Source organism: Blastomonas sp. RAC04, from assembly GCF_001713435.1.
Taxonomy (GTDB): domain Bacteria; phylum Pseudomonadota; class Alphaproteobacteria; order Sphingomonadales; family Sphingomonadaceae; genus Blastomonas; species Blastomonas fulva.
Genome location: NZ_CP016458.1, coordinates 69,265 through 89,015, shown reverse-complemented (window position 1 = coordinate 89,015; position 19,751 = coordinate 69,265). Strand labels below are relative to the sequence as shown.

Annotated in this window: 21 protein-coding genes; 16 read left to right on the top strand and 5 right to left on the bottom strand. The window is 61.5% G+C overall.

Annotated elements, in window-relative coordinates; genetic code table 11:
• The first annotated feature begins 14 nt into the window (after positions 1-14).
• The 13 genes from nirB (at position 15) to BSY18_RS00375 (ending at position 11,625) form a co-directional block, all read left to right on the top strand.
• The gene (gene nirB, locus BSY18_RS00425; protein ID WP_150126165.1) at positions 15-2,480 is read left to right on the top strand and encodes a nitrite reductase large subunit NirB; all 2,466 of its coding nucleotides are present in this window, start codon (positions 15-17) and stop codon (positions 2,478-2,480) included.
• Positions 2,477-2,815 (top strand): nitrite reductase small subunit NirD, encoded by a 339-nt coding sequence (nirD, locus tag BSY18_RS00420; protein ID WP_171900142.1) that lies wholly within the window; start codon positions 2,477-2,479, stop codon positions 2,813-2,815. The genes nirB and nirD overlap by 4 nt, the downstream gene beginning before the upstream one ends.
• Positions 2,812-5,415 (top strand): nitrate reductase, encoded by a 2,604-nt coding sequence (locus BSY18_RS00415; RefSeq protein WP_069049252.1) that lies wholly within the window; start codon positions 2,812-2,814, stop codon positions 5,413-5,415. Before nirD ends, BSY18_RS00415 begins: the two co-directional genes overlap by 4 nt.
• Positions 5,408-6,226, top strand: a complete 819-nt coding sequence (cobA, locus tag BSY18_RS00410; RefSeq protein ID WP_069049251.1) for a uroporphyrinogen-III C-methyltransferase — start codon at positions 5,408-5,410, stop codon at positions 6,224-6,226. Before BSY18_RS00415 ends, cobA begins: the two co-directional genes overlap by 8 nt.
• Positions 6,227-6,707: 481 nt before the next feature.
• The gene (locus BSY18_RS21185) at positions 6,708-6,872 is read left to right on the top strand and encodes a hypothetical protein (RefSeq protein WP_162892398.1); all 165 of its coding nucleotides are present in this window, start codon (positions 6,708-6,710) and stop codon (positions 6,870-6,872) included.
• A gap of 854 nt (positions 6,873-7,726) precedes the next feature.
• Entirely contained in the window at positions 7,727-8,044 is a 318-nt protein-coding gene (locus BSY18_RS00405) for a DUF736 domain-containing protein (RefSeq protein WP_069049250.1), read from the top strand.
• Positions 8,045-8,190: 146 nt separating this feature from the next.
• Positions 8,191-8,367 carry a transcriptional regulator domain-containing protein gene (locus tag BSY18_RS21180; RefSeq protein WP_171900141.1) on the top strand — a complete coding sequence of 59 codons (177 nt, stop codon included), beginning with the start codon at positions 8,191-8,193 and terminating at the stop codon, positions 8,365-8,367.
• Between the two features lie 181 nt (positions 8,368-8,548).
• The gene (locus BSY18_RS20495) at positions 8,549-9,010 is read left to right on the top strand and encodes a DNA -binding domain-containing protein (protein ID WP_335617657.1); all 462 of its coding nucleotides are present in this window, start codon (positions 8,549-8,551) and stop codon (positions 9,008-9,010) included.
• A 57-nt stretch (positions 9,011-9,067) separates the two neighbouring features.
• A complete protein-coding gene (locus BSY18_RS00395) occupies positions 9,068-9,310 on the top strand; it encodes a helix-turn-helix transcriptional regulator (RefSeq protein ID WP_069049248.1) in 243 nt (80 codons plus the stop codon).
• A gap of 121 nt (positions 9,311-9,431) precedes the next feature.
• Positions 9,432-9,935, top strand: a complete 504-nt coding sequence (locus BSY18_RS00390; protein ID WP_335617656.1) for a DUF2840 domain-containing protein — start codon at positions 9,432-9,434, stop codon at positions 9,933-9,935.
• Positions 9,932-10,519 carry a S26 family signal peptidase gene (locus BSY18_RS00385; RefSeq protein WP_069049247.1) on the top strand — a complete coding sequence of 196 codons (588 nt, stop codon included), beginning with the start codon at positions 9,932-9,934 and terminating at the stop codon, positions 10,517-10,519. Before BSY18_RS00390 ends, BSY18_RS00385 begins: the two co-directional genes overlap by 4 nt.
• Positions 10,519-10,851 (top strand): DUF736 domain-containing protein, encoded by a 333-nt coding sequence (locus BSY18_RS00380; RefSeq protein ID WP_069049246.1) that lies wholly within the window; start codon positions 10,519-10,521, stop codon positions 10,849-10,851. Before BSY18_RS00385 ends, BSY18_RS00380 begins: the two co-directional genes overlap by 1 nt.
• A 117-nt stretch (positions 10,852-10,968) precedes the next feature.
• A complete protein-coding gene (locus BSY18_RS00375; RefSeq protein ID WP_236823337.1) occupies positions 10,969-11,625 on the top strand; it encodes a lytic transglycosylase domain-containing protein in 657 nt (218 codons plus the stop codon).
• Between the two features lie 65 nt (positions 11,626-11,690).
• Here the strand turns inward: BSY18_RS00375 and BSY18_RS21175 are convergent, their stop codons facing one another.
• Positions 11,691-11,852 carry a hypothetical protein gene (locus tag BSY18_RS21175; protein ID WP_171900139.1) on the bottom strand — a complete coding sequence of 54 codons (162 nt, stop codon included), beginning with the start codon at positions 11,850-11,852 and terminating at the stop codon, positions 11,691-11,693.
• 269 nt (positions 11,853-12,121) lie between these two features.
• Here BSY18_RS21175 and BSY18_RS00370 point away from each other — a divergent pair, with 269 nt between their 5' ends.
• The 3 genes from BSY18_RS00370 to mobF are packed head-to-tail and all read left to right on the top strand — an operon-like array spanning position 12,122 to position 17,162.
• Positions 12,122-12,490 (top strand): hypothetical protein, encoded by a 369-nt coding sequence (locus BSY18_RS00370; RefSeq protein WP_069049244.1) that lies wholly within the window; start codon positions 12,122-12,124, stop codon positions 12,488-12,490.
• Positions 12,487-14,379 (top strand): type IV secretion system DNA-binding domain-containing protein, encoded by a 1,893-nt coding sequence (locus BSY18_RS00365; protein ID WP_069049243.1) that lies wholly within the window; start codon positions 12,487-12,489, stop codon positions 14,377-14,379. Before BSY18_RS00370 ends, BSY18_RS00365 begins: the two co-directional genes overlap by 4 nt.
• Entirely contained in the window at positions 14,379-17,162 is a 2,784-nt protein-coding gene (mobF, locus tag BSY18_RS00360) for a MobF family relaxase (RefSeq protein WP_069049242.1), read from the top strand. The genes BSY18_RS00365 and mobF overlap by 1 nt, the downstream gene beginning before the upstream one ends.
• Before the next feature lie 190 nt (positions 17,163-17,352).
• Here the strand turns inward: mobF and BSY18_RS20490 are convergent, their stop codons facing one another.
• Genes BSY18_RS20490 through BSY18_RS00335 form a run of 4 tightly spaced genes read right to left on the bottom strand, consistent with a single transcriptional unit; the run spans position 17,353 to position 19,641 of the window.
• Positions 17,353-18,198: a JAB domain-containing protein gene (locus BSY18_RS20490; RefSeq protein ID WP_083231224.1), complete on the bottom strand. Its 846-nt coding sequence runs from the start codon at positions 18,196-18,198 to the stop codon at positions 17,353-17,355.
• Between the two features lie 58 nt (positions 18,199-18,256).
• Positions 18,257-18,703, bottom strand: coding sequence for a hypothetical protein (locus BSY18_RS00345; protein ID WP_069049239.1), 447 nt, complete (start codon positions 18,701-18,703; stop codon positions 18,257-18,259).
• A gap of 41 nt (positions 18,704-18,744) precedes the next feature.
• Complete coding sequence (locus BSY18_RS00340; protein WP_236823336.1) at positions 18,745-19,122, bottom strand: hypothetical protein; 378 nt, start codon at positions 19,120-19,122, stop codon at positions 18,745-18,747.
• A 15-nt stretch (positions 19,123-19,137) separates the two neighbouring features.
• Positions 19,138-19,641, bottom strand: coding sequence for a helix-turn-helix domain-containing protein (locus BSY18_RS00335; protein WP_069049237.1), 504 nt, complete (start codon positions 19,639-19,641; stop codon positions 19,138-19,140).
• Between the last annotated feature and the right edge of the window lie 110 nt (positions 19,642-19,751).

Sequence of the window (19,751 nt, the reverse complement as noted above, 5' to 3'; positions counted from 1 at the left end):
CAGGAGAGACACGCATGGACCGCGAACATCTGGTCGTTATCGGCAACGGCATGGCCGGTTGCCGCGCGGTGGAAGAGGTGCTGGCGCGCGATCCGCACCGCTTCCGCATCACCATTTTCGGTGCCGAGCCGCATGTGAACTACAACCGCATCATGCTCTCGCCGCTGCTGGCAGGCGAGAAAACTTTCGACGAGATCGTGATCAACGACCGCAGCTGGTATGCCGACCATGGCATCGATCTGGTGGTGAGCGATCCTGTCATCGCCATCGACCGCGCCGCCAAGACGGTCACCGCGCAATCGGGCCGGGTCGCGCAATATGACCGGCTGCTGATCGCCACCGGATCGGACCCGTTCATCATCCCGGTGCCCGGCAAGGATCTGCCCGGCGTCGTCTCGTTCCGCGACATGGCGGATGTCGGCATGATGGTTCACACGGCCGCCCTGGGGGGGGATGCCGTGGTGATCGGCGGTGGCCTGCTTGGCCTGGAGGCAGCTCATGGGCTCGCCTTGCGGGGTATGCAGGTCACCGTCATTCACCTGATGGATACGCTGATGGAGCGTCAGCTGGACGAAGCGGCGGGCTGGCTGCTGAAAGCCGCGCTGGAGGGTCGTGGTCAGACCATATTGACAGGCGCGAACACAGCGGAAATCTTTGGAGAGGGCAAGGTCGAGGGCGTACGTCTGACCGACGGGCGCACCATTCCGGCCAGCCTGGTGGTGATGGCGGCGGGCATCCGTCCGAACGTGAAGCTTGCAAAAGAGGCAGGGCTCGCCGTCCATCGCGCGATATTGGTCGATGACCAGATGGTGACGAGCGACCCGGCGATCCTTGCGGTCGGCGAATGCGTCGAGCATCGCGGACAGGTTTACGGCCTGGTCGCGCCGATATGGGAGATGTGCCGCGCGCTTGCCGATGGACTGACCGGAAAGGCGAACAGCTACGAAGGATCGGTCACCGCGACCAAGCTCAAGGTCTCCGGCATCGACGTGTTTTCTGCCGGCGATTTTGCCGGCGGCGATGGCGCGGAAGACATCGTGCTGCGTGACGCCTCGCGCGGAGTGTACAAGCGTGTCGTGGTGAAAGACGACCGCGTGGTAGGCGCGGTGCTCTATGGCGATACCGCCGACGGCAACTGGTATTTCGATCTGCTCAAGCGATCCGAAGATGTGACCGAGATCCGCGATGCGCTGATCTTCGGTCAGGCGTTCGCCTCTGGAGGGGGGCAAGCGGACCCTAAGGCCGCCGTTGCGGCGCTTCCCGATGATGCGGAGGTGTGCGGCTGCAACGGCGTCAGCAAGGGTCAGGTCGCAGCATGCATAGAAAACGGTGCAGGCACGCTTGATGCGGTGCGCGCCACCTGCAAGGCATCGGCCAGTTGCGGTTCTTGCACCGGGCTGGTCGAGACGCTGCTCGCAATCAGGCTGGGTGACGAATACGCAGGCGAACGTACCGCCAAGCCGATGTGCAAATGCACCAGCTTCACCCATGACGAGATGCGCCCGCTGATCGTCGAGCGCGGCTTTCGCCACATCCCGCAGGTGATGCAGGAACTGCATTGGTCCACGCCCGATGGCTGTGCGTCCTGCCGCCCCGCGCTCAATTACTACCTGCTGTGCGCCTGGCCCGGCGAATATGTCGATGACCAGCAAAGCCGCTTCGTCAACGAACGGATGCACGCCAATATCCAGAAAGACGGTACCTATTCGGTGGTGCCGCGGATGTGGGGCGGGCTCACCAACCCGAAAGAATTGCGTGCCATCGCCGATGTCGTCGAGAAATATGATGCGCCGATGGTCAAGGTCACCGGCGGACAGCGGCTGGATATTTTCGGCATCAAGAAGGAGGATTTGCCTGCAGTCTGGGCCGATCTGGGCGCCGCCGGGATGGTTTCGGGCCATGCTTACGGCAAGGCGCTGCGCACCGTGAAAACCTGCGTCGGCAGCGAGTGGTGCAGGTTCGGCACGCAGGATTCGACCGGGCTGGGCGTGAAGCTGGAACGCAAGTTCTGGGGCAGCTGGATGCCGCACAAGTTCAAGATGGCGGTCAGCGGCTGCCCGCGCAATTGCGCTGAGGCGACGATCAAGGACTTCGGCGTGATCTGCGTCGACAGCGGTTACGAACTGCATGTCGGCGGCAATGGCGGCATCCACCTGCGCGGCACCGACCTGCTGTGCAAGGTAACGACCGAGGAAGAGGCGATCCATATGGCTGCCGCTTTCGTCCAGCTGTACCGCGAACATGCCCGCTATCTGGAACGCACCGCGCCATGGATCGAGCGGATGGGCATGGACTGGCTGCGCGCACTGTTGATCGACGATGGTGATGGGCGTGATGCGCTGGCCGCGCGCTTCTGGATCGCGCAATCGTTCAGCCAGGATGACCCTTGGGCAGAGCGCGCCGCCGGGCAGGACCGCAATTTGCACCGCCCGATGGCTGAGTTCCGACCGATCAAGCAGATGGAAGGGGTTGCACCATGATGCCGCAATGGATTGATGTTGGCGCCGTAGAAGAGGTGCCATTGCGCGGTTCGCGCGCCGTCAAGGTGGCGGGCGGCGAGGAAATTGCAGTCTTCCGCACCGGATTGGGGCACATCTATGCACTGGTCAACCGCTGTCCGCACAAGCACGGCCCGCTGAGCCAGGGCATCGTGCATGGCGACAGCGTAACATGCCCGCTGCACAGCTGGGTGATCAGTCTGGCGACGGGTGAGGCTCAAGGGACGGACAAAGGCTGCACGCCGACCATTCCGGTTGAAGTTCACAGCGGGCGCATCATGATCGAGCGGGCCGCTGCGCTGCGGTTGGCGGCGTGAACGCAACGCGCACCACCTGTGCCTATTGCGGCGTCGGTTGCGGCGTCCTCGCGACGCCTGCTGCCGATTGCCAAAGCGCAGCGATTGTTGGTGATCCAGAGCACCCCGCAAACGCCGGACGGCTATGCTCCAAAGGCACGCATCTGGGCGAGACGCTCAGCCATGAAGGCCGTCTGCTGCACCCGGAAATCGGCGGCAAACGCGCGAGTTGGGACAAGGCCATAGCGCATGTGGCGCGCCAGTTTCGCCGTACGATCGAGCAATATGGCCCGGATAGCGTCGCATTCTACGTATCGGGCCAGCTGCTGACCGAGGACTATTACGTCGCCAACAAGCTGATGAAGGGCTTCATCGGATCAGCCAATATCGACACCAATTCGCGGCTGTGCATGTCGAGCGCGGTCGCCGGGCACATGCGCGCCTTTGGCGAAGATGTCGTGCCTGCCAGTTATGACGATCTTGATACTGCGGACCTGATCGTGCTGGTTGGATCGAACACCGCCTGGTGTCATCCGGTCATCTATCAGCGGATCATGGCAGCGCGGGCGGTGCGCGGCACAAAGCTGGTGGTGATCGATCCGCGCCGCACCGAAACCTGCGCCGATGCTGACCTGCACCTGGCATTGAGGCCCGGAAGTGATGTGGCGCTGTTCAACGGACTGCTGGCCTTTGCAATGCGCGAAGGACGTATCGACTGCGATTACGTCGAACGCAGCGTCGCCGTGCCCGATGGCTTCTGGGAAAGCCTTGAGCACGACCACGACCTCTGGTCGGTCGCCCGCGCCTGCGACCTGCCGCCTGCTGATGTACAGGCGTTCTTCGATCTGTTCGCGGCGCACCCGCGCACGGTTACGATGTTCAGCCAGGGCACCAACCAGTCGATCCGGGGCACCGATCAGGTGAATGCTATCCTCAACCTGCATCTGGCCACGGGCCGCATCGGCAAGCCCGGCGCAGCCCCGTTCTCGATCACAGGCCAGCCCAATGCGATGGGCGGCCGCGAAGTCGGCGGCCTGGCCACGACACTGGCTGCGCATATGGATTTTGCGCCCGAAAACCGCGATCTCGTCCGCCGCTTCTGGGCCTCGCCAACGATCGCGGCCAAACCGGGCCTCAAAGCAGTCGACCTGTTTCGCTCGATCGGTGAGGGGCGGGTCAAGGCGGTCTGGATCATGGCCACCAACCCGGCGGTGTCGCTCCCCGATGCAGGCACGGTGCGCGAAGCATTGGCCGCATGCCCGTTCGTGGTCGTCTCCGACTGCATCGCCAATACCGACACCAGCGCCTTTGCACATGTGAAGCTACCCGCCACCGGTTGGGGCGAAAAGGATGGCACGGTCACCAACTCCGAACGGATGATCAGTCGCCAGCGCGCATTCCTACCGCCTGCGGGTGGGGCAAGGCCAGACTGGTGGATCATCAAGGAGGTCGCGCGCGCGATGGGCTGGCGCGAGGCGTTCAGCTATGACAGTCCGGCCGACATCTACCGCGAGCATGCCCGGCTCTCCACCTATCGCAACACCGGCAAGCGGGTATTCGACATCGGCTGTCATGCCGCGATTTCGAACCGCGCCTATAACGCGATGCAACCCTGGCGCTGGGGCGGCGATGCCTTTGCCAATGGCCAGTTCTCAACGCCGAATGGCAAGGCGCGGTTGGTGCCTGTCACTCAGATGGAGCTTGGCAAGCCGCTCAAGGCCTGGCCATTGACGCTCAACACCGGGCGGTACCGCGACCAGTGGCACACCATGACCCGCACAGGCTTGAGTGCCCGGCTTGGCCAGCACCGGCAGGAACCGCTGGTTGAAATCCATGCCGAAGATGCTCTGGCGCAAGGGCTGTCCGATGGCGGATTGGCGCTCGTGGCGACACCGCAGGGCAACAGCGTCTATCGGGTGAGCATCAGCGATGGGCAACGGCGCGGCGAGCTGTTCGTGCCGATCCACTGGACCGACCAGCAATCAACCGGTGGCCGCACCGGCGTGCTCGCCCGCGCACTGACCGATCCGCATTCGGGGCAGCCTGGCTTCAAGAACGCACCGGCGCGGATTTCTCCATTCGCCGCCGAATGGCACGGATTTCTCATCGCGTCGGTGCTGCCTGATCCTTTGCCATCCAGCTATGCCACCAAGGTGCGTACCAAGGCCGGATGGCTGGTCGAGCTGGCAGGCGATGGCGATCCGCTGACGTTCGCCAAGCGGGTTCTGCCGCCCGGCGAGCGCATCGAAAGCCATGACAGCGCGCACGGTCAGCACCGGTTTGCCATCCTGCGCGACGGCGTGGTCGTGGCGGCTCTGTATATAGGACCGCCCAGCCGGCTTCCCAGGCGCGAATGGTTGATCGCCCAGCTCGAGGTCACTGAAGCCAGTGCGACCGAACTGCTGGCCGGACGCTCTGCCACGCCCGCGCCCGACCGCGGCGCGATTGTCTGCAGCTGCTTCGACATCGGCACCATCACGCTGACCAATGCAATTGCGAACCAGCGGCTGATGACCACCGAGGCCGTCGGAGCCGCGCTGTCCGCCGGCACAAACTGCGGCTCATGCAAACCCGCAATCCAGCGGCTGATCATGCAACACAAGGAGGCAGCCCATGGCTGACATCAGTTTTGGCTCCGGCGATGTCTGGCTGGTGGGTGCTGGCCCAGGCGATCCCGATTTGCTGACCCGCAAGGCGGAACGGTTGCTGGCCATGGCCTCAATCGTGTTCCACGATGCACTGGTAAGTCAGGAGATACTCGATCTTATTCCCAAACAGGTGATGCAAGTGCCTGTGGGCAAGCGGGCGGGGCGGCATTCGATGGCCCAGCCTGCAATCAACGGCCTGCTGGTGAAATCCGCGAAAAACGGTCACCGCGTCGTTCGGCTGAAGGGCGGCGATCCTGCGGTGTTCGGACGGATGACCGAAGAGGTCGACGCACTGCAAGCCAAAGGCATTCGCGTGCAAGTGTGCCCAGGAATCACGGCCGCCAGTGCAGCGGCAGCTTCCGGCGTGTTCTCGCTGACCAGACGTGGCAGCACGAGGGCGCTCACGTTCGTCACGGCTCAGGGCTGCGGGAATGGACAAAATGACATAGACTGGTCAGCGATCGCCGGTGCGCAGACGACACTTGCAATCTATATGGGCAGAGCCGCTGCACCGCATATCGCAGAGCAGCTGATCACCAACGGGTTGCGGCCGAGCACACCGATCCTGATCGCGGTCAACGTCTCATCGCCCCACGAGCGCCTGATCCGTGGTCGTCTTGATAGCCTGGCTGTGCTAATGGCAGCGGTCGGTGACAGGGACCCCGCATTGCTGCTGGTGGGCGACGTGACCCATGCCAATGCTGAAACGGCTGGTTTGAGTTCAGAATGGCTCGATCTGCAGACGGATATTGCGCCGACCCCCAAAGTGCGCATCCGCGCATAAATTTGGAACAACGCGTCTGCCACACCCTCACTGGACAATCGGTGAACTAGATAGATGGCGAGGGTGTCGACCAAATCTAATCACCAGGCAGCTGTCACATGTTCAAGTGACGAGTTAGGACGTCAGCCGACATTCCTGCGGCCACATCGGAACGACCGGGTGTGGGGCGCCAACTGACACTGCCCTGATTGGCTTATCAATGGCAGCGTTCCAAGAACCGTACTTAAATCAGGCTACTCAGCCTCCGGCGCATTTTCGGCAGAATGCGGAAAAAAATCGCCTCTGCCGGATCGAACCAATGCCTGCTCTAAAGGCCGCCAATCCCTGGGCACGAGGTCTGGCCTCCTTCAATCAACCCGTAAAGGGTCCACTACGCATTGCGTGTGGCCGCAGCTTTGCCGCGGTGATTGCAGCCTGACCCCGACCGGCGGGGCGACTGTCGAGCGGGAATTGCCCCGCTCCGAAGACAGGAGCTTTACCGATGCCGCTTTCTACCGCCCAATCGCTTGCCTGGAACCTGGCCCGCACGATGATGACCGTCATCGTCCTCATCGAAACCAGCGCGGGATATTCGGTTATGCCGCTTGCAGAATTCGACGGTGATCCCAGCATGATCATCTGCGAATATGATCCATTCAATCGGTGATTCCGTTAGTCTCATCAGGGCCGGTGTCCTCTTGGATAGCGGCCCTGAATATTGTGCTTGCTCGATCAAACGCGCGCAATTTTCGGCATGGAGCAATTCGTTGGGGTCGAAAATGGTTTGCAGGGTGAAGGCTGGACGGTCAGATGGGGGCAGGGTGGTTTTCCTGGACGACATGCTCCCATGTGCGGGCACTTTGCTGTCTGTCAGATCGAAGACTCGGCCTAGCTGTTGCGTACGATTTTTCCATCAAGAGCGCCGCCTGTACTGTGTCCCGAGAAGCAGAGTGATCATCCTGCGTGTGGGGCCGTTCACCGGGCAATGCGCGCCATCAGCATGGACCGGGCCTGCTCGCTACAAAATGGTCGTCAGAAAAGCAATCTGCGCTGAAAGGCAGAAGGTGCGTCACGACTAGTAGCGATCCCTGCATTGCGTCAATTCTGCCAGGGCAATTGTCGGTATTCCCCAGCGTCGTGCTGCAGCGATCCGGGGTGTTGCGAAAGCGCAAATCCGATTTTCCCAAAGGGAACGTGGGAGATAGCTCGCCTTAGCCAGCTTGTGTTTTCGACGAGCTTGCCTGATCCCGCCTGTCCATCATCGTAGCCGCACCTGCACGGTCTCGTTAGATGCGCGATCTGCCAGCAAGACGCTTGCGCTGGCTGAGCTTGCCGCAACGGCGCTCCTGACAACTTTCTTCCCCCGGCGTGCCGCCGTTCCTCGCGAACCAAGAAAGTCGCAGTCCCGGCGTCCTGCGCATCCGCTCCGGGCCGTTTGGCTGCAGCGCTCATCCCTTGCTGGCGGACGATGCGCATCGAGACCGCGCTGGTGCGGCTCGACCATCAGGAAAGGAAATCATCATGGCAAGAATTGGTTCGTTCAAAAAGGTCGCTGGCGAATATCGCGGCCAGATCATCACGCTTTCGGTCCAGGCCAAGTCGGTTCGTATCACTCCGGAAGAAAACCCTGGCAGCAACGCTCCCAGCCACCGCGTGTTCATTGGTGAGGCCGAAGTTGGCGCAGCCTGGGAAAAGACCTCGCAAGACAAGCGCCCCTATCTGTCGGTCAAGCTCGATGACCCCAGCCTTGCGGCACCGATCTTTGCCCAGCTCTTTGAGGGCGAAGGCGGCGCGCATGACCTGGTCTGGACCCGCCAGACCCGCCGGGCAGGCGACTGACTGGCCGGGGCCCGCCCGGCCTCGCGCCGGGCGGGATACCAGATTGTAGGGACCACCATCCTGCAAGCTCGGAATGGCCGAACCTCGCCCGATCGTGATGCTGGTCGACTCTTTCGGAGTCAGCCAAAGCAGGCGGGGCCAGGACAATGCAGAATGTGCAGATCGCGATGGACTTCCCCGGGTTCGCCCAGGAATTCTTGCGCCGCAATCCTGTCTATCGCAAGGAATACCGCGAGGTGATGACCGGCAAGCGCACAGTCCACCGTGATGAGCAGGAGGAAATGGCCCGGCGCTGGGGTCTGAGCTTTCCCGTGTTCGCCTGATCTCCGGGCAAATGAAGCACCTGCTTTGTGGGCAGCGCGTGCCTGCGGCTTCGTCGTCATTCTTGACGCAGCGCCCCCGGGCTTCTCGGACTGCTTACCGCTGAACCTCGCATCACGGCCACATGTCCTGACCCAGCAAAAGCTCGCCTCTGGACATCATTTGGTCCTGAGCGATGTCCGAATGATGCACCGGATCTGCCTGCTGGCCGGCGATCCCGGATTGCCGCTGGCCTGTGTCGTTCCACGGGATCGTCTGGCTGCGCTTCGTTGTCGGGCATCTGCGTGCTACGATGGACTGAACGTCGACGGCACGGACGCAAACACGACTTGCGTGCCGCGTCCGACCGAGTTTCAACGTCACCGGCTCCAGCTCCTTTTGGACATCCTTGATCTTGCGGTGACCCCGGGAGTCAAATCCCTGACCACGCATGAGCTTGCCTTGCGGCGTATCTATCCCGGCATGACCGTAGGCCGGGGGGCAGAATGGAAATCCTCCTCGCACAGACGCAGGACACAGCGCCTTATCGCCGAGGCCAGGGCGATGATGAACGGCGGATACCGGATGCTTCTGGCAGGAGCGGAGGGGCGACAAAAGCAGCCTCTGCTTTCAGCCGCTCCTGCCCCCTCCAGCTTCCCGCCATAACGCTCCAGGCAGCGCGGCAAAGACATTGCCCGCTGACATGACTGGAAGGAGCCGCAAGTGAACGCCTATTCTGGCCCCCATTTTCTTAAGACCCCCGACGCCGCCCTGCGTCTGGGGCTTTCTGCACGCACTCTAGAAAAGCATCGCTGTTACGGCACCGGTCCGATGTATCGGAAGCTGGGTGGACGGATCGTCTATGCGATCGAGGATCTGGATGCATGGGCCGAGGTTGGCCGGCGACGCTCGACGTCGGATCCCGGCAACGGCACTGTTCATCCAGCGCGCCCGGTGCGCCGCTGATGCGCCGCAATCTCTTCATCGGCTCCAGCGCCAGGATTTGGGGCTTTCGCAGTCCTTCCGCGGTTTGCAGTCCACCAGCAGGCTCGCTGCCGCGCGGACACTCAGATGCTGGAGTCCGATCGTGAGCGTGCTTTCGTCGGGCAATCGCCTCAGGCGGGACTGCACTGCGCTCACTGAGGTCGAAATGACCTGGATCGAGGGGCGCTATGAACAGTCACTACGCTTTGGGCGTGCTGCAGTCCGAAAGGTTCTGACCCGGCACAAATCCATAGCGGGGTTTCGTCCCGGCACAGTCTTCGCGCTTGCTTGCAGGATATCCAGCGACTTTGGAGCGACCCATGCGAGCATCCAGATCGTCAAAACCGTTGCTTCCAGCGCGTCATCCGTGGCGCTGCCATCCGTGCATCCTGGAGGCGACGTTCTGCTCCATGCAGAGACATTGCCCAATGTGGCACGGGTTCTTGAATCAATCGCCATGGTGGAGGCGGCTGGCATCGATCCGTGCGATGCGTCACCCGATCACTGGCGCCATGTCGGCAGCCGGCTGGATGCGGGACTGTCAATTCGGCCGTATACGGCTGCGCGTCATGCGCAATGGCTGCGACGCAAGGCGCTCGAGGCATGAACCGCAAGTATTTCAGCGCAACGTGGCTCTGGGCAGGCCTGTTCAGTTGTGCGTTTGCCGGCGTCGAGCTCCTGGGTCCCCATCCGCGCGTTTTGTGGAATGCGAGCGCCAGCGCACCCATTGGGCTCTACCGTGTCGAGGCCGACGCCGTCCCCGCGCTCGGTGACCTTGTTGTGCTAATGCCGCCACCGGACATCGCTCGCTTCATTGCAGAGCGCCGCTATCTGCCCGGCGGTGTCCCGCTTTTGAAGCGGGTTGCAGCATTGCCGGGGCAGCGCGTCTGCCGCACCGGCGCAATCGTGTCGATTGACGCAGTGGCTGTGGCAACGGCCAGAGCGCACGACCGCGTCGGCCGCAAAATGCCTGACTGGCAAGGATGCCAGCGCATCTTGCACGGCCAACTGTTCCTGCTCAACCCGGCTGCCGACAGTCTCGACGGTCGTTATTTCGGTCCCGTACCCGCCTCCGGCGTCGTCGGCATCGCGCGTCCGGTGCTGACCCGCAATGGACCTGGCGAGCCGCTCCGCTGGCAGCGCGATACCAAGCCAATGCCCTCGAAACCTATAGCTAAGGAGCATTACTGATGATCATCGGCAGCTTGGAATTTACACAGGATCGCTATTCGGGGCGTCTGCGCACGCTTGCGCTCGATACACAGATCACGCTCGTACCCGCAGAGCTGAACGAGAGCGAAAATGCTCCGGAATGGCGCGTGCTTCGTGGCGATGCAGACACTGGCGTTGAGATCGGTGCCGGATGGAACCGTACTGGAAAGCGTGTCGGCAACTACGTCGCGCTGCAGGTGGATGACCCGGGCTTTGTGCAACCATTGCGTGCCATCCTGGTCCGGGCAGGTACAGGCGACGATGTCTGGAACCTGCTCTGGTCGCGTTCCAAGACTCGCGATCCGAGATGAATCATGATGCCACAACGACGTAACGTTTACAGGCGCATGCAGCAGCCTTCGCTATGCCTGCGAGGTCTATCACTTTTTTGCAGCATTGCTTTTTCAGCTGAAGTGTCTGCGGTGGCCATGCCGGCCGCAATGTCACCGCCTGTGGCGGGCTCGATGAAGTCACATCCATACGCGCAGCCTGTTGCTGAAGCCTCACAGCGCTTTGGCATCCCGGAGCATTGGATATGGGCGGTCATGCGCGCAGAAAGCGGAGGCAGATCGCATGCGGTTTCAAGTGCAGGTGCGATGGGGCTGATGCAGATCATGCCCCGTACCTGGACCACGCTCAGTGCGCGCTTTGGTCTCGGTCCTGACCCGTTCGATGTTCGCGCCAACATCCTTGGTGGTGCAGCATATCTGCGCTTGATGTGGGACCGCTATGGCGACATCGCGCTCATGCTCGCCGCCTATAATGCGGGGCCGGGGCGGGTGGATGAGTATCGCATGGGCCGCCGCCGGTTGCCCGTTGAGACCCGCAAGTACGTGGCCAGGATCGCACCTTCGCTTGTCATGCCAGCAGCGGCTAGGATCGCCAGTGGTCCACCCGTGAGGGTGCAATCCTGGCGTCAGGCTCCGGTCTTCGCTTCGCGACACCAAAGCGCCAATGTGACCTATGAAGCTGCTGTAGAGGCGCAATCAACGCCGGCAGACGCTGGGCTTCCTGATGCACTCCCATTGCAACTGAAGGCGAACACCGATCGGCTGTTCGTGCCGCTTGCGCCGCGAAAGCCATGACAGATGACCTGCGCCCAACAGGTGCAACGGGCTCTGACTGGCAGCGGTTTCCATCAGACCTTTTGTCAGGAGGACACCACATGACCGTTCTTCAATATCGTCGCGCCGGTTCCTTTCGTTCGAGCGGAATCGCCATCATTCAGCACGTTGCGGATGTTCCGTCCCAGGGCGCGCGATGTCAGACAATCGGAAAGTCGTTCTCTGCCGTAAACCTTGAAGACACCCATCGAGCATCGATTGGTTCGAACGCAATCTCAAGCAATCGTTGTAGAGAGTGGGCCAAGTTCGAACCGGCACTTTGTCGGGGTAGGTTGCAGGGCCGCGATGCTTCGCATCGGACCCGTAATTTGGATACACACCTCACGCACATGTGCATGCAGCTTTTCCGCCACTTTTCGAGGCAGCGATCAGGCAGCGCTCTGTCGGGTTACCCCAAGAACGGCGCGTTTCTGACAATTTCTGAGGCAGCGGATCGGCAGCGCGTTGGGGGAAAGCCATGACTCTGGCCCGTCACAATGTCCGGCTTCCAGCTGCGCTTGAAAAAGCCCTTCGTAAGCTCGCGCACGAGCAAGGTGTCACGCCTTACGCCATGCTTCAGCGTAGTGTTCAGGCGGGCATCGCCGCACAGACCATGTCCAACACAGGTGACAGTTTGAGCCGGGAACTCGTTGCCGAGGTTGCATCCATGAGCGCGCGACTTGCCGATCTTGAGCGCATCGTGGACCGGACATTGTTCACGGCCTGTGCCGCGTACTGTTACGCCCGCAATGCAGCGGCAGGCGGCGGCAAAACCGATGACATCATCCTTGGAGAAATCAACCGGGCCTATGACCGGCAAAGGGCACTGGCGGAAGGCCGGTCATGATCGAAAGCCATGACCGCCGCCTTCACGCCGAGACGATGCGCCGCCACTACCGCCATAGCCAGGCCCGGCGCGTCAAACGGCACCTGCTGATCCTGCTTTCGTCAGTCGCGCTAGGCGGTGTTGCAGCGCCCTACCTGTTGCTCGATCCTGCCATCCTGCGAGCGACCGGCACCTATGTTCATGCGCAAGTCCTCAGCTGGTTCGCAGGTGATGGTGCCAACGCTCCTGTGGTCACAGTCCACTATCAGGGGGCTGATTATCTGGTTCCCGCATTTACGGTTGCGACAGATCCTTACTTTGAGCGGCGTGCGAGCATGACTTGGTCCTATCTCGTGAGTGGGAGCGTGCTGGGATTTGTCGCCTGGCTGATAGGTGCGATGCTCTTCCGCCGGACTGCGGCAATGCGCCGCGAGCGGGCCCTCCAGGACCGGTACATGAGCGGCACCTTGGTGGCCGACGAAACAACGCTTGTGAAGCTGGCACAGGCTGAGTCCGGTGCGACCCCGCTTGCGATCGGGCCGGTTCCGTTTCCCACCCGGCTCGAGACCCGCCATCTCGCAATGGTCGGTACGACCGGCAGCGGCAAGACCACGGTGTTGCGCCAGTTGCTCGACGGCATTGAAACGCGTGGTGAGGCGGCTCTGGTCTACGATACCAGCGGTGAGTTCATCGCCCACTACTACAATCCCACGCGCGGCGACATCATCCTCAATCCCTTCGACAGCCGCTGCGCCTTCTGGTCTCCCTTTGCCGAAATAGGACACCCCGCAGATGCCGATCGCATTGCGCAGCAGCTGATTACCGAAACCGGACAGCATGATCGCGATGTGTGGCTGGAAACCAGCCGCATCCTCGTGGCCAACATGCTTCGTGCACTCTGGCGCGAGGGCAAGGGGAATTTGCCCGACCTGCTCCACGCGCTTCAGGTGCGGAGCAAGGACGATCTGAAAGCCTGGCTGGGCGAAACCTCCTCTGCACGCACATTCGCCGACGATGCCGACCGGGCAACGGGCAGCGTCCTGTTCATGCTCGCCAAGGCTGCCAATCTTATCCAGTTCCTGCGCGTCCAGAATGGTGACGAGCAGGCATTTTCCTTCCGGCAGTTCATCACCGGTCTTGACGGAAGAGGCGCAAACAAACCCTGGATCTTCGTGCCGCGAAAAGAGGACTATTTCGAAGCCTCGAAGCCGCTGCTTGCCTGTTGGCTGGAATGTGCGGCCAGCGCGATGCTGGGGTTGTCACCATCACCCGACCGGCGTGTCTGGTTCCTGCTCGACGAGCTCGCCGATCTTCCCCGCGTCGACAATCTTTCTCGGCTGCTGCCCGAGGGACGCAAGTTCGGGGCAGCCGTCGTGCTGACGTTCCAGGCGATCGGTCAGATGCGCAACCGCTACGGCAACGATCTGTCCCAATCGATGCTCGGCTGCTGCAATACCAAGCTGTTCCTTCAGCTCACGGACAGCGAGTCCCGTCGCTGGGCGAGTGACACCATCGGGACCTGCGAAGTCGAGGTGCACACGATGACAGGTGCTCTTGGTGAAGGTGACGACCAGCCACGCATAACGCTCGGACGGCAGCGCAAGATCAGGCCGGCCGTGTTCGAAAGCGAACTTCGTCTCCCCCGCTATGAAGCGTATCTGTTGTTCCCGGACGGGCTTCCCGTTGCCCGTATATCGCTGACTGCCGATCACATCGCGCGAAGGGGCGCGCCCCGGCACCGCGCCTTCATCGAGGCGGATCCCGAGACCACCCTGTGGCATCGGTCAGGGGATAGGCCGTCTTCAGAGCAATCCCAAACTCAAACGACAGCAGACGTGCAGCCGATGGAACCCAAGCCCAGATCAACTCCGCAACCGCCCCGCTCCACAGTGGATGATGGTCCGGTCTGATGGTCGCTTCGGTATCCGTCCTGACCAGTTCGGCCCAAGCCAGCAGCTATTATGAGGCTGACGATTATTATGCGGATGATGGCCTGTCGCCTTCCCGATGGCTTGGAAAAGGGGCCGAGCATCTTGGCCTTTCCGGCGATGTTGACCGAGACGTTTTTCGCGAACTGCTCGAAGGTAAAGTCGGCGGCCAGCAGCTTGGCACTATGAAAGATGGCCAGCTTGAGCATCGGCCCGGCTGGGATGTCACCTTGAGTGCGCCAAAGTCGGTGTCGATCATGGCGGAAGTGGCCGGCGACAGGCGGCTGATCGACGCCCATGGGCAAGCCGTGCAGACCGCGCTCGCCCATGTGGAAGCTCATATGGCCGCGACTCGTGTCCGGCACGGCGGCACAACCCACCGCGAGGCGACCGGTAACCTCATTGTTGCGAGCTTTCAGCATGGCACAAGCCGCAACCAGGACCCGCAACTTCACACCCACAATGTGATCATGAATGCGACCCAGAGCGAGGACGGATCGTGGCGCAGCCTTGAACCGCGGGCAATCTATCAGCTCCAGAAGCAGATCGGCGCGATCTACCGGCAGGAACTGGCATTGAAGGTCAGCGGGCTCGGCTATGAAATCGAGGTCGGCAAGGACTCGATGTTCGAGATCAGGGGAGTCTCTGCAGACGTCATCGCGGCATTCAGTACCCGTAGTGCGCAGATCGAAGCAGCGCTCGCGCAGCGCGGTACTTCGCGCGAGGATGCCAGCGCAGCCGAAAAACAGGTGGCAGCGCTCGATACCCGGCAGGCGAAGATTGCTATAAATCAGGCTTCGCTGGTCGCCGACTGGCGCGAGACCGCTGACAAGGCAGGCTTTGATGAAGCTGCACGAACTGCGCTGGTACGCGACGCCAAGGCCAATGCAGGCATTGCAGAAGGGACGTCCGACCGATCAAGCTTCGCCGATCGCGCGGTCGCTCATGCCGCAGACAAGCTTGGCGAGCGGCAATCGGTCTTTTCGGTTGCAGCGCTGCACGAGGAAGCCGGACGTGTCGGATTGGGGAAGGTTGGCTACGCCCAGATCGCAGAAGCGATCGATGCGGCGACCGGAAAGGGCGAATTGATCGACCGCACCTTCATCGACCGTCGAGGTGCCGAGTTCACTGGGTTTACCACCCGCCAGAACGTCGAGGCTGAAACCAGATTGCTCCGCATCGAGGCCGAAGGCAGGGGTGCATTAGCCCCGATTGCATCGCCCTTGGCGGCAGCAAAGGCGGTTGCCGTGGCCGCAAGGCGGGCGGAGTGTTCAGGCTTTGCCTGGAATGCGGACCAGCGTGTGGCAACCGAGCAGCTTTTGACCAGCCGCAACCGGATTACTGCCGTGCAGGGCTATGCGGGGACCGCCAAGACCACCACGGTGCTCGCGACGTTTGCGCAAGAGGCCGAGGCACGCGGCGTATCGGTTGTCGCGCTCGCTCCGACGGCATCGGCAGCGATGGTGCTCGGTGAGGCACTCGGTGCGCGCGGCGATACAGTTGCAAGGCACATGCTCACTCCCGCACAATCGGTAACAACAAAGCCGGCAGTCTGGATCGTGGATGAAGCATCCCTGATTTCCGCTCGCGATACGGCGCGCCTCTTTGACCTTGCAGAAAAACACAATGCGCGCGTTGTCCTGGTCGGCGACACAAAGCAGCTTGGATCGGTTGAGGCTGGCGCGGCATTCGCGCAGTTGCAGAATGCCGGCATGGAAACGGCCAGCCTGAATGTGATCGTCCGGCAGACAAATGCCGCGACCAGGGCAGCCGTGCAGGCTTCCATCGAAGGAGACGCGCGAAAGGCACTGGAAGCGCTGGATCGCGGTGGGGGCATGATCATCGAACAGATCGACCGAGCGCAGCGCTTCTCTGCAATCGCTGGACGCTATGCCGGACTTGATGAACCCACGCGTGCCCGCACGATGGTAATCGAACCCTCGCGTGAGGGCCGGGATGCTTTGACGGCAGACATTCGTTCGGCGCTTGTTCGATCGGGGGCACTGACAGGTCCTGCGGTAACTGTGGAAAGTCTGGTCAACAAGGGCCTCACCCGGGCCGAGGCCCGAGATCCGCTGAGCTATGACAAAGGCGACGTCGTGCGCTTCTCCCGCGACTATTCAGACAAGGGCGTTGGGCGGGGCGAGGCTTTCCGTGTTGAAAATGTCGATCCGGCCAGGGCAGCGATCACGCTTCGATCCGAAGAGGGGCGCGAGGTCGACTGGCGGCTGAGGCAATGGGGCGCTGGCAAGGCGCAGGTGTACGAACAACAACGGCTCGAACTCAGAGCGGGCGACAGTATCCGGTTCACGCGCAACGATCGGGACGCCGGGCGCGTCAATGGTGCCCGTGTTCAGGTTGTGGCGATCGACGCAGAAGCCCGAACGGCCAGTGTCCGGGCATCGCGAGGCCAGGTCCAGACACTGCAACTCGATGTCGCCCGCGACCGGCACATATCCCATGGATATGTCGACACAGCCTTTGCAGCTCAGGGTCGGACCGCCGATCACGTCATTGTCCATGCCGACAGCCGCGCAACCAACCTGGTCGATCAGAAAAGCTTCTACGTTGGCATCTCGCGCGCCAAACAGTCGGCGACGATCTATACCAATGATCGCGCCGGGCTGGTTTCTGCGATCAACGAACGGGCAGGCACAGTCCAGACGGCTCTGGTGCAGACTGCCATCGCGCAACCAGCCGCCTCCAAGACGAGCGCGCCAGCGTTGAGCAAGGCCTTGGCTTCAGGTTCTGGTGCCGGACTATGATCTTGGTGATGGTTTTCCTGGACAAGGCGATCATTGTTGGCACCCAGGTATAAGTCAGCTGCACATCAAGCTCGCATGGAAGCATTCCCTCTGGTCCTTAGACAGGCTTGATAGCAGCGCTCCGGGATCGGGCCGGAACCTTCAGACGACACTTCTCACGGTGAGCTTTCAGACTGATCCGGGCTTGCAGTCAGTCTGGCCCAACACAGAAATGCCGGTTCAACCCCTCCCATGTTCGCGGCGTGAGCCGGATGAATTTGCGGCGCCCATCGGCGGGGTCGGGCTCACGCAGGACCAAATTTGCATCGCACAGCTTCCGGACGAGGCGCAGAGCACTGCTCATCGGCAAACCTGAGCCGATGCACAGCGCGCTGGTCGATACGGGTTTGTCCGCATGGGTATGGAGGAACAGATCGATCAGCATGTCCCATGCCGGATTTGCCAGCAACGATGGGTTTCCCAGTAGCTCACGGCGCTGCAAGCGGCGCATTGCGGTCGTTTGCGCATTGGCCGCAGCCCCCGCGCATGTACTGGTTGCGTGGCCTAGGCGACCTACCCCGCTGTCCCTGAGATCGAAGAATGCAGCTAGGCGTGCGGGTTTGCACAGTCTTGGGCCTTGCAGGATTGCATGGCAGCTGTCGCGAGCCACAATGATATGCTCGATGATCTCGACGCCCAGTGTTTGCCCCAGGCTAACGAGGGCATCTGTTGCGCGGATATCTTCAACGCTGGGGCTGGCATCGCCGCTGGGATGGTTGTGTGCAAGGATCATGGCGCTGGCATCGAGCGCGAATGCGCGCCGGAAGATGGCCTTGGGGCTCAAGAGCAGATGGACTGCCGAACCCTGCTGCGCGTACTCTTGAGCAATCAGTATCCGGCTGTTGTCCAGATACAGGACCTGAAGAGCCTCGTGTGGCAAGCTACCCATGCATGCCTGCAGATAGCTGAGCAGGACAGGACTGTTTGGGTCGACCTTCGAACCGACCAAACTTGGGAAGGCTGACGCAGGCTGCGGATCTGTGCCGCTTACCGACATGGCATGATCTGCCAGCCACGCATGGGCAAGGTAGACGGAATGCCGTGCCTCTGCCTGATCACACTGGTGACGAATGCCACGACGGGTCTGTGCCGGAAGCTTTCAGCCTTCTGCGGTGATGCCATGTGGCACCGATCAGGACCGGCGCGACTAGCCAGGACGGTGCGACCTGCATTACGAGATAGGCAGCCGGATGCATGGCCAGATCGAGTGCGCGGCTGGAGTGCGCCAGCAGTGGCAGGATATGCAGGACCGCCATTCCCATGGGCCAGAAGCGGTGCGCGGCCAAGGCAAGCGCAATGGTCGTCATTGCCCCGAACAGGTCGATGATGAGATGGCCGGTATCGAGCGATGCGAATTGAGCGGGAACGATGCGATGGAGAAGTGGGTCGAGAACGACCATAAGGGCAGCAATGACTGCCATCACGCGTTCCGGACCGCCGCCACGCCAGGCGGCATAACCGAGAGCAACGACGAGCAAGGCCAGAAACACCGCTATGCGCATGCAGACAGCTTTTCACTGAGGTTGCTCCCGGTCAATCTATGTCAGGCAACTGCCTGCAACGGGGCGACATGTCCTGCGACACGGGGGCACTCGTGCAGGTCATAGCCTGCAACTTCCCGCCATATGGACAGCAGATCGCCATGCACCCGCAGGACATCGCCGCTTGCATCGATCAGCGCAGCCTGGGCTTTTGCCAGTCTGCGGATTGTTGCCTGACCCCTTGCCGCCGGGACATCAGGCGTGTCGCGTTTTGCAGTGACGACGCTCGTCATCAGGATGGATATGGCGACGAGAGCATCATCGATCTTGAATTCTGCGGTTGGGACCTCCCGGCTCAGGCGGGTGGTTGTGTCTTCAATGGAATTGGGCATGACTTTTCCTTTCCCCGAACGCGAGGGGTTTCGGGATTGGGTTTTCAAAAACGGGCCTAAGGACTAACCGGAGACCAGCCGCGTGAGCGCCTGTGCGATGCCGAGACCTGCAAGGATAAGGATAACTGCGACAACCAGCATGGCCGTCATGATCCAGATTCTTGCTTTGAGATCGTGGTCATGTCTCCAGAAATTCCTGGACGGTGATCCGACCGATGCTGCTCCACTATCTTGCAGAACCATTGCTTCGGCTGGCTTTGCGTCCGAAATGATGGATGGCTTGTCACCGGGGTCGGAGGGAACCTGCACCGGATCATATGTGATCCGGTCATATGTCTGCTTGAGTTGCCCATATAGGATAGCGGCTTCGTCCCGGTTGGCCGCGCCCAGTATTTGCCGTGCAGCGGTCAGCCGCTGATCCACCGTGGGTTTGGATATGTCGAGGCGGCGTGCGATCTGCTTTGACGTCTGCCGGTCGAGCAGCAGATCGAGGCAGGCACGTTGTTTTTCCGTCAGCCGGGTCCAGCGGACATCGTCTGTGGAGGGTTGCGACACCGAATCACCCATGGTCACAGTCTTGTCATAAACCGGTGCGGGGCAAGATTATTTGCGAACTATTTGCATTCGGTGGCCTTGCCTTCCAACCCGCCGCTTACGCCAACGCCTGTCTTTCTTCG